General features: G+C 65.8%; 8 protein-coding genes. 7 read left to right on the forward strand and 1 reads right to left on the reverse strand.

Features of this window, described 5'->3' with window-relative positions:
• Window positions 1-15: 15 nt before the first annotated feature.
• Complete coding sequence (locus tag AAHM40_RS15415; RefSeq protein ID WP_342245425.1) at window positions 16-693, reverse strand: transglutaminase-like domain-containing protein; 678 nt, start codon at window positions 691-693, stop codon at window positions 16-18.
• Between the two features lie 152 nt (window positions 694-845).
• Between AAHM40_RS15415 and AAHM40_RS15420 the strand changes: the two genes are divergently transcribed.
• The 7 genes from AAHM40_RS15420 to AAHM40_RS15450 all read left to right on the forward strand — a co-directional run bounded on the left by AAHM40_RS15420 (window position 846) and on the right by AAHM40_RS15450 (window position 9375).
• Complete coding sequence (locus AAHM40_RS15420) at window positions 846-3293, forward strand: acyl-CoA dehydrogenase (RefSeq protein ID WP_342245426.1); 2448 nt, start codon at window positions 846-848, stop codon at window positions 3291-3293.
• Between the two features lie 71 nt (window positions 3294-3364).
• The gene (locus AAHM40_RS15425) at window positions 3365-3775 is read left to right on the forward strand and encodes a PA2817 family protein (RefSeq protein ID WP_342245427.1); all 411 of its coding nucleotides are present in this window, start codon (window positions 3365-3367) and stop codon (window positions 3773-3775) included.
• A 165-nt stretch (window positions 3776-3940) separates the two neighbouring features.
• Window positions 3941-4459 carry an RNA polymerase sigma factor gene (locus tag AAHM40_RS15430; protein ID WP_342245428.1) on the forward strand — a complete coding sequence of 173 codons (519 nt, stop codon included), beginning with the start codon at window positions 3941-3943 and terminating at the stop codon, window positions 4457-4459.
• Window positions 4456-5415 (forward strand): FecR family protein, encoded by a 960-nt coding sequence (locus AAHM40_RS15435; protein WP_342245429.1) that lies wholly within the window; start codon window positions 4456-4458, stop codon window positions 5413-5415. Before AAHM40_RS15430 ends, AAHM40_RS15435 begins: the two co-directional genes overlap by 4 nt.
• Window positions 5416-5640: 225 nt before the next feature.
• Window positions 5641-8019, forward strand: a complete 2379-nt coding sequence (locus AAHM40_RS15440) for a TonB-dependent siderophore receptor (protein ID WP_342245430.1) — start codon at window positions 5641-5643, stop codon at window positions 8017-8019.
• A gap of 46 nt (window positions 8020-8065) precedes the next feature.
• The gene (locus tag AAHM40_RS15445) at window positions 8066-9196 is read left to right on the forward strand and encodes a PepSY-associated TM helix domain-containing protein (RefSeq protein WP_342245431.1); all 1131 of its coding nucleotides are present in this window, start codon (window positions 8066-8068) and stop codon (window positions 9194-9196) included.
• Window positions 9193-9375 carry a hypothetical protein gene (locus tag AAHM40_RS15450; protein ID WP_342245432.1) on the forward strand — a complete coding sequence of 61 codons (183 nt, stop codon included), beginning with the start codon at window positions 9193-9195 and terminating at the stop codon, window positions 9373-9375. Before AAHM40_RS15445 ends, AAHM40_RS15450 begins: the two co-directional genes overlap by 4 nt.
• Window positions 9376-9462 lie beyond the last annotated feature (87 nt).

Raw genomic sequence — 9462 nt, forward strand, 5'->3', positions numbered from 1 at the left:
GCCGGCAAACTTTACTCATGAAACTGTGCGCCAGCTCGCTGTGCCCGCCTCCGCATGGAGGTCACCGGAAAGGAAAGCCGCGCCTTCGCTGAACAGGTGCGGGTAAACACTGGCCAGGTGGTCGAAGAACAGCGCCTCCGGCAGGTCGTCGAACTGACCATGGTCCGCCAGGTATTCCATGTAGCGCTCGCCATGGCGATTGAACGGGTGGAAGACACTGTCGTGACGGCCATCGAACTCCAGCGGCGGAACGTCGAAGAGGCGGCACAGCGCCAAGTTGAACGCCGGCGTGGCCTTCACCCAGCGGCCATCGAGGTACAGCTCGGTGTAACCGTGCATGGCAAACACTTCGCTGCGCAGCAATTCCAACAGCCTGGGCGTGGCGAGGTGGTTGCGCACGTCGGCCAGCCCGATGCGCGCGGGAATGCCGCAATGCCGGGCGCAGGCGGCGAGAAGGATAGCCTTGGGCACGCAATAGGACTCCCCGACAGCCAGCGCGTGGCTGGCCTTGAGTGTCTCGGGTACCCGGCTGAATACGTAGGGGTTGTAACGGATCTCGTCACGCACCGCGCGGTACAGGCTGACAGCCTGATCAATAGGATCGGCGCTCGCGCCGCGGTGCCTTTCGGCGAACTCGACCACCAGGGGGTGGTCACTATCAACGAAGCGGCCGGGTTCCAGGTAGCACTGCATGGGGGTTGCTCCTCAGGGCATCGGCCCAGTCTATAGAGGGCATTCCCGGCGGGGAAACGACGATCCGGCCAAGCTCGCCGTTCCTGTCGCCATGGTTCCGGATGGCGACTAAGCTCGTGACAGCCCCGCGCCGCCATCAAGGAGGATCGACCATGCTGTTGTTCTGGTTACTCGCTCTGATCCTGGGCGATGCCTATCTTGCCCACCGCCGCACCGCTCCCCTGCCCGCCCTGGCCCTGGTGGCCGGCTTCCTGCTGGCGATGGGGCTGTTCAGCCGCGCTCCGGGCTGGCTGCTGCTTCTGCTCTGGCTGCCATGGCTGGGCGTCGCCCTGCCCCTGGCGCTGCCGGAATTGCGCCGCAAATGGCTCAGCGCGCCATTGTTCGCCTGGTTCCAGCAGGTACTGCCGCCCATGTCCGAGACCGAGCGCAACGCCATTGAAGCCGGCACCGTCTGGTGGGATGGCGAACTGTTCAGCGGCCGCCCGGACTGGCACAAGCTCCTGGACGCCCAGCGCCCGCAGCTGACGGAAGCAGAACAGGCCTTCCTCGACGGCCCCACCGAAGAGCTCTGCGCCATGGTCAGCGACTGGGAGATCGGCCAGCAGCTGGACCTGCCAGCCGAGGCCTGGGAACACATCAAACGGCATGGCTTCTTCGCCCTGATCATCCCCAAGGAGTACGGCGGCAAGGGCTTCTCCGCCCTCGCCCACTCCCAGGTGGCAATGAAGCTGGCCACCCGTAGCGCCGACCTCGCGTCCACCGTGATGGTGCCAAACTCCCTCGGCCCCGCCGAACTACTGCTGCACTACGGCACCGACCAGCAGCGCCAGCACTACCTGCCGCGCCTGGCCAGCGGCGAGGACATCCCCTGCTTCGCCCTGACCGGCCCGCTGGCCGGCTCCGACGCCGGCGCCATGCCCGATGTCGGCATCGTCTGCCGGGGCCAGTGGCAGGGCCAGGAAGTCCTGGGCCTGCGCCTGACCTGGGAAAAGCGCTACATCACCCTCGGCCCGGTGGCCACCCTCCTCGGCCTGGCCTTCAAGGCCCATGACCCGGACCACCTGCTGGGCGAGGAAGAAGACCTCGGCATCAGCCTGGCCCTGGTGCCCACCGACACCCCCGGCGTGACGATAGGCCGGCGCCACCTGCCCCTGGGCGCCGCCTTCATGAACGGTCCCAACTCCGGCAAGGACGTGTTCGTGCCCCTGGACTTCGTCATCGGTGGCCAGGCCAAGCTCGGCAAAGGCTGGATGATGCTGATGAACTGCCTTTCCGTGGGCCGCTCCATTTCCCTGCCGGCGGCGGCTACGGGCATGGCCAAGTTCACCAGCCTGGTCAGCGGCCAGTACTGCCGCGTCCGCGAACAGTTCAATGTGCCCCTGGCCGCCTTCGAAGGCATCCAGGAAGCCCTGGCGCGCATCGCCGGCAACGCCTGGCTGATGGACAGCGCGCGCATCCTCACCGCCAGCGCCGTGGACCTCGGCGAGAAACCCTCCGTGCTTTCGGCCATTCTCAAGTACCACCTCACCGAGCGTGGCCGCGAATGCATCGGCCACGCCATGGACGTGCACGGCGGCAAGGGCATCATCCTCGGCCCCAACAACTACCTGGGTCGCGCCTGGCAGGGGGCGCCCATCCCGATCACGGTGGAAGGCGCCAATATCCTCTCGCGCAATCTGATGATCTTTGGCCAGGGCGCCATTCGCAGCCATCCCTTCGTGCTCGACGAAATGGCCCTGGCGGGCCGCGACGACCGCGAACAGGCGTTGGCAGAGTTCGACCAGCTGCTGCTGAGCCATATCGGCTTCGCCGTGGGCAATGCCGCCAGCAGCCTGCTGCTCGGCCTCAGCCTCGGGCGCATCGGCGATGTCCCCGGCGACAACCTCTGCCGCCCCTACTTCCGCGCCCTCAACCGCCTGGCTGCGAGCTTTGCCCTGCTGGCCGACAGCAGCATGCTGCTGCTCGGCGGCGAGCTGAAACGCCGCGAACGCCTGTCCGCACGCCTGGGCGACGCCTTGAGCTACCTCTACCTGGCTTCGGCCGCCCTCAAGCGCTACCACGACCGCGACTACCCCGAGCACCTGCAGCCACTGCTGCGCTGGGCCCTGGAAGAGAGCCTGGGCAAGGCCGAGCAGGCCCTGGACGGGCTGCTCGATAACTTCCCCAATGCCCTGATGAGCGGCCTGCTGCGGGTGCTGGTGTTCCCGCTCGGCCGACGCCACCCCGGCCCCTCGGATCGGTTGGATGCCGAAGTGGCCGGGGTGATCGGCCGCGACCGTGGCGACCCGGCCCTGGAAGAGCTGCTCGCCGGCTGCTATCGACCTCAGTCCGCCACCGACCCGGTAGGCGCATTGCAGCAGGCCATCGACCTGTCGAACGCCAGCCAGGCCGCGCGGAAGAAACTGCAGCAAGCCCTCAAGTCCGGCGTACTCAAACCGGCGCCGGGCGAGAGCGAAATAACCGCCGCACTGGCCGCCGGCCTGCTGGATGACGGCGAAGCGCAACAGCTGCAAGCGGCCGAAACGGCGCGCCGGCAGGTGATAGATGTAGACGATTTCGCCAAGGAGGACCTTGCGCTCAGCCCCGGCAAGACCCGCTGAGCCCGCAGGCAGGACAGCGGGCGCGGAGGACTTTATACTCCCGCGCCCGATCAAGCTTCAGGAAATCCGCCATGGCCAATCCCTACCTCGACCATCACCTCGCTCTGCTCGCCCACCTGCGCAGCATCCTGGTCGCCTTGGGCGAGGCCGAACAGGTTCCCGAGGAGAACCACGCGCTCTTCGTCGAACGTTTCGACGAACTGATGAGTGAACTGCCGCGCGACCCGGAAGGCAGCCTGTACATGGGCCAGGACCTGATCAGCCAGGTCTTCCATCGCTACCCGCAGATCGCCCACCTGGTGCCGCGCGACCTGCTCTGGTTCTTCGGCGGCGATTGCCTGCACTTCATGCCCGACGAGGAAATCGACCTGTTCCAGCGCCTCGACGAGCGTCGCTATGAGGCGGAGCAGAACGATGAGCCCTTCGATTGGAACCAGGAGAAGCAGTTGCTGGCCCTGACGAACAATGGCAGCAAGCACTGAGTCCCCATCCGGGGCGGCACCTCCCTGCCGCCCCGCCTCCTTTCCCCCGCCCCACCACCACCCATCGCCCATTCCCCCCACCACGATTGCGGCATAGGGCCAGCCTCTGTCATCATCGCGAATAATTCTTAATCACTCTTTTCAGATCATTTCAATGAGGTCAGCGTGTCGGCCGGTGATCCCGCGAACCCGCATCTGGTAGGGCTGCTTTACCGAGACCATCGTGATTGGCTGTTCAGTTGGCTACGCAAGACGGTGCAATGCCCTCAGCGCGCCGAAGACGTCAGCCAGGACACCTTCCTGCGTCTGCTCGCCCGGGCCGATCTGCAACCTCCCCGCGAGCCCCGCGCCCTGCTGGTTACCATCGCCCGTGGGCTACTGGTGGATCAGTTCCGCCGCCATGACCTGGAACGCGCCTACCTGGAAGAACTGGCCCATGCGCCCCAGGACCTGCACCCGAGCCCCGAGGAACAGGCGCTGATCCTGGAAAGCCTCCGGGAAATCGACCGTCTACTGGGCCAGCTGTCCAGCAAGGCGCGGGCCGCCTTCCTCTACAACCGCTTGGACGGCCTCGGCCACGCCGAGATCGCCGAGCGCCTGGGTGTTTCCCCCTCACGGGTACGCCAGTACCTGGCCCAAGGCATGCGCCAGTGCTACATCGCCCTCTATGGAGAGCCGACATGAGCCGGGTGTCCGCACGCGCCCTGGACGAGGCCATCGCCTGGCAGTTGTGCCTGGACTCCGGCGAGGCCACCGAGCAGGAACGGCACGCGTTCCGCTGCTGGCTCGGCGAGCGACCGGAGCACGCCCAGGTCTGGCAGCAATTGGCGGGGATCGACCAGCAACTGGCAGCGGCCGCCCCCACCCCGGCCCGCCGTGCCTTGTTGCGCAGCGGCGGCGTGCGGCGGCGCAGCCCACATCGAATCGCCGGAAACGCCCTGGCCCTGGTACTGGCCGTGGGCCTGGGTCTTGGCCTACTCGCCCAGCAGCACCCCCTCGGGGACTACCTGGCGGATGAACTGACCGCCCGTGGCGAGCAGCGTGAACTGCGCCTGGCAGACAGCAGCATCGTGCAACTCAATAGCCGTACCGCCCTGGACATCGACTTCGACCGAGCGCAGCGCCGGCTCTACTTGCACAGCGGCGAAATCCTGGTGAAGACCGGCCACAACGACCCGCGCCCGTTCATCGTCGAAACCGAGCAGGGCCGTCTGCAGCCCCTGGGCACCCGCTTCCTGGTACGCCGCGAGGGCGAGTCGACCCGGTTGATCGTGCTCGAATCGGCTGTTGCCGCAGCGCCTCGTAGTGCATCGGGCGAACGGGTGATCCAGGCCGGTGAACAGGTGCGCATCGACCGCAAGCTCCTCGGTAAGAGCGAACCCGCACCGGTGGGCGCGGAGGCCTGGAGCCACGGCATGCTGGTGGCCGACGACATGCCATTGGCACAGCTGATCGACAGCCTGGGTGAGTACCGCAGCGGCTACCTGGGCCTGGACCCGGCCCTGGCCAACTTGCGCATCAGTGGTGTCTTCCCGCTGAACGACAGCGACAAGGCGCTCGCCGCCTTGCCCCCCAGCCTGCCAGTGCGCATCGAGCGTTACAGCGACTGGTGGGTGCGCGTGGTGCCCGCGAACGACTGACACGCCATGACTGTCCCGCAGGGTGGCAATCGCTCAAACGATCTCCACCGCGCGGTAGTGCCTTGGCGTTCGAGGCTGTGAAATAGCCAGAAAAAGCGCTCTCCACCCCACAAAACAACGAGTCCAGGGACGGGACCGGAAAATTTTCTCAATCCCCCTGTCACTTTTCGATTCTGGTTCGGCAAGAAGGCATTGAGACGATTTCTCACTTAGGAGATGTTCGCAATGCACCCTGCTACTGCCCCGCTCCGCCACACCGTGCTGGCACTGGCCATCACCCTCGGCGGCCTGTCCACCCAGGCCCTGGCCGAGGCTTACCAACTCCCCTCCGCGTCGCTGGCCAGCACCTTGAATCGCATCGCCGCGAATGCCGGCATCGTCCTCAGCGTCGATCCGACCCTCACCGCTGGCAAGGCTGCCCCAGCCGTGCAGGGTGAACTGAGCCCGCTGCAGGCACTGTCCCAGGCGTTGCAGGGCAGCGGCCTGCGCCTGGTGCAGAACGGCACCGACAGCTACAGCCTGGCCCCCGTTGCCGATGAGGCGATGAACCTGCCGGACGTGAACATCGATGGCAGCCGCAGCTATGAAACCGCCTGGGGCCCGACCACCGGCATGGTCGCCACCCGCACTGCCGCCGGCACCAAGACGGACACCGCAATCATCGAAATCCCTCGTTCGATCTCGGTGATCACCCGCGAGCAGCTGGACTCGCGCCCCACCCTCAACCTCAACGACTCCCTGCGCTACACCGCCGGCGTGATGAGCAGCGGCTATGGTTCCGACTCCCGCTCCGACTGGTTGAAGGTTCGCGGCTTCGTGCCGACCCAGTTCCTCGACGGCCTGCCGCTGCCGGTAGGCTCCTTCGCCAACCCTAAGATCGAGCCCTGGAACCTGGAGCGCATCGCCGTGCTTCGCGGCCCGGCGTCCTCGGTCTACGGCCAGACCCCGCCCGGCGGCTTGCTGGACATGGTCAGTCGCCGCCCGCAGGAAGAACAGGCCAACGAGCTGGAACTGCAGGCCGGCAGCAACGAACACAAGCAGATCAACTTCGACAGCACCGGCAAGATCGACGACGAGGACCAGTTTCTCTACCGCGTCAGCGGCACCGTGCGCGACAGCAACTCGCCCATCGACCACATCCCGGACAAGCGCTACAACCTCGCGCCGAGCCTGACCTGGAACATCAACGACGACACCCGTCTGACCTTCCTCTCGCAGTACACGCGTGACGATACCGGCATTACAGGCCAGTTCCTGCCACTGCAGGGCACCAAGATCGACTCGCCTTTCGGTGACATCTCCCACCACAAGAACCTGGGTGAGCCGGACTGGGACTTCTACGACCGCACCTACTACGCCCTTGGCTACGCGTTCGAGCACCGCTTCAACGACGTCTGGCAGTTCCGCCAGAACCTGCGCTACACCAAGAGCGACCTGGAGTTCCAGGCGGTGAACGTGGCCACCTTCAACAGCATCGATGCCGACGGTAACGTCAACCGCGAGTCCGGCATCGTCGACGAAGACATCAGCCAATTCGCCGTGGACAACAACTTCCAGGCCGACTTCAGCACAGGTGAGCTGGACCACACCCTGCTGCTGGGCCTCGACCATCAGCGCGCCAACACCAACTATCGCTGGCTGTACGGGATGGGGGTGCCGCCGATCAACGTCAACAACCCGATCTATGGCGCCGACCTGTCCGGCGTGAGCTACTTCACCATGCAGGACTTCAACCAGAAGACCCGCCAGACCGGCCTCTACATCCAGGACCAAATCGCCCTGGACAACTGGCGCCTGAGCCTCGGCGGCCGCGAAGACTGGGTGCACACCGGCACCACCTTCTACAACAAGAACGACGCCACCAACACCCAGCGCGATGTGGCCTTCAGCGGCAACGTGGGCCTGAGCTACCTGTTCGATAACGGCATCACCCCGTACATCTCCTACGCCGAGTCCTTCCAGCCGGCGATGGGTGCGAACGTCGACAGCACGCTGTCGTTCGAACCCACCGAGGGCAAACAGTACGAGGTGGGCATCAAGTACCAGCCGCCCGGCACCGACGCCATGCTGACCGCGGCCGTCTACGACCTGACCCAGACCAACGTCAGCGTCACCGAAGGCAGCGTGACCCGCCAGATCGGCGAGCTGGAAGTACGCGGCCTGGAACTGGAAGCCACCGCCGACGTCACCGAGAACCTCAAGCTGGTGGCCTCCTACAGCTACACCGACAGCGAAATCCAGAAAGGTGCCGACAAGGGCAACCGCATGGCCCAGGTGCCGCGCAACCAGGCCACCGCCTGGGCCGACTACACCTGGCACAGCGGCATCCTCGACGGTTTCGGCATCGCTGGCGGCGTGCGCTACGTGGGGGACAGCTACGGCAACACGGCCAACACCTGGCTCGGCCATACCGGTTCCTACACCGTGTACGACGCCTCGGCCCACTACGACCTGGGCCGCCTGAACAGCTCACTGCGCGGTCTTTCGGTAGCGGTGGACGCGAAGAACGTATTCAACAAGGAATACCTGTCCACCTGCGACGGCTACTGGTGCTACTACGGCGACGAACGCACCGTGGTCGGCAGCGTGAACTACAAGTTCTGACGAAACACGGCCGCCCCGCGGGGCGGCCCTTGAATCGGGAATCGCCATGCAAAGCCGCACCATCCGGCGCTGGTCCCAGGTGCATACCTGGACCAGCCTGATCTGCACCCTCTTCCTGCTGATGCTGGCCCTTACCGGGCTGCCGCTGATCTTCCACCACGAGCTGGAGCACCTGCTGGGTGAAGCGCCCGAGCTGCGCGAAATGGCCCCTGGCACCCCGCACCTGGGTCTGCAGCAACTGGTGGATGCCGCCCAGCGCCACCGCCCCGGCGAGGTGGTGCAGTACCTGGGTTTTGAGAAAGACGAGCCGAACGGCGTGGTCGCCATCACTGCCGCCACTGCCGGTACCGAGCCGAACGCCTCGCACACCTTCATGCTCGATGCCCGCACTGGCGAACCCGTGGCCATGCCGGCCGCCAACGGCGGGGTGCTGATGTTCATCCTGCGCCTGCACGTGGACATGTTCGCCGGGCTGCCTGGCAAGCTGCTGCTGGCGTTCATGGGCCTGTTGTTCGTGATCGCCATCGTCTCCGGTGTGGTGCTCTACTCGCCCTTCATGCGACGCCTCAAGTTCGCCCAAGTGCGTCACCTGCGCTCCACACGAACCCGCTGGCTGGACCTGCACAACCTCATCGGCATCGTCACCCTGACCTGGGCGCTGGTGGTGGGTGTCACCGGCGTCATCAGCGCCTGCGCCGACCTTCTGATCAGCGCTTGGCGACAGGACGCGCTGACCGCCCTGGTAGAACCCTACCGCAACGCACCGCCACTCACCGGGCGCGCCCCCGTGGACAACGTGCTGACAATTGCCACCGACGCACTGCCTGGCATGCAGGCGGATTTCATTGCCTTCCCCGGCACCCGCTTCTCCAGCGAGCACCACTACACGGTATTCATGGTTGGCAGCTCTCACCTGACGGCCCACCTGTGGACGCCGGTGCTGATCGACGCGCGCACCCTAGCGGTGACTGCCGTCGCGCAGCGTCCCTGGTACATGGATGCACTGGCGATGTCCCAGCCACTGCATTTCGGCGACTACGGCGGCCGTCCCATGCAACTGCTCTGGGCCGCACTGGATATCCTCACCATCATCGTGCTCGGCAGCGGGCTCTATCTCTGGTGGGTTCGCCTGCGACGCACCACTGGACAGCGCTCATCCGAGGAAGCGACAGCATGAACTGGCGCCAATCCACCTTCGCCCTGCCCTTGTTCATCGTCCTGCTAGGCGCCCTCGGCCTGTTCAGTGCCCTGCTGGGCGATGGCTGGTGGGACGCCCTGTCCTGGCTGGGCTTGGGGGTGCCTGCCCTGCTGAGCACCTGGCCGCTCCTGCGCCGCCCGATCAGCCGCAAGCGCTGATTCGAGACGTGCAAAAAAGGCCCCCCCCCCCCAGTGGCGGGGGGGCGGGTTTTTTTTGGGGGGGATTGGGGGGTAGACGGCGCGCAA

The sequence above is a fragment of the Pseudomonas sp. OTU5201 genome (genome assembly GCF_038440135.1).
GTDB classification, from domain to species: Bacteria; Pseudomonadota; Gammaproteobacteria; order Pseudomonadales; family Pseudomonadaceae; genus Metapseudomonas; species Metapseudomonas resinovorans.

Excerpts from the sequence above, each read along its gene's own strand:
- AAHM40_RS15450 (WP_342245432.1), top strand. The coding sequence starts at position 9,193 with ATGAACTGGCGCCAATCCACCTTCGCCCTGCCCTTGTTCATCGTCCTG.
- AAHM40_RS15440 (WP_342245430.1), top strand. The coding sequence starts at position 5,641 with ATGCACCCTGCTACTGCCCCGCTCCGCCACACCGTGCTGGCACTGGCC.
- AAHM40_RS15425 (WP_342245427.1), top strand. The coding sequence starts at position 3,365 with ATGGCCAATCCCTACCTCGACCATCACCTCGCTCTGCTCGCCCACCTG.
- AAHM40_RS15435 (WP_342245429.1), top strand. The coding sequence starts at position 4,456 with ATGAGCCGGGTGTCCGCACGCGCCCTGGACGAGGCCATCGCCTGGCAG.
- AAHM40_RS15445 (WP_342245431.1), top strand. The coding sequence starts at position 8,066 with ATGCAAAGCCGCACCATCCGGCGCTGGTCCCAGGTGCATACCTGGACC.
- AAHM40_RS15420 (WP_342245426.1), top strand. The coding sequence starts at position 846 with ATGCTGTTGTTCTGGTTACTCGCTCTGATCCTGGGCGATGCCTATCTT.
- AAHM40_RS15415 (WP_342245425.1), bottom strand. The coding sequence starts at position 693 with ATGCAGTGCTACCTGGAACCCGGCCGCTTCGTTGATAGTGACCACCCC.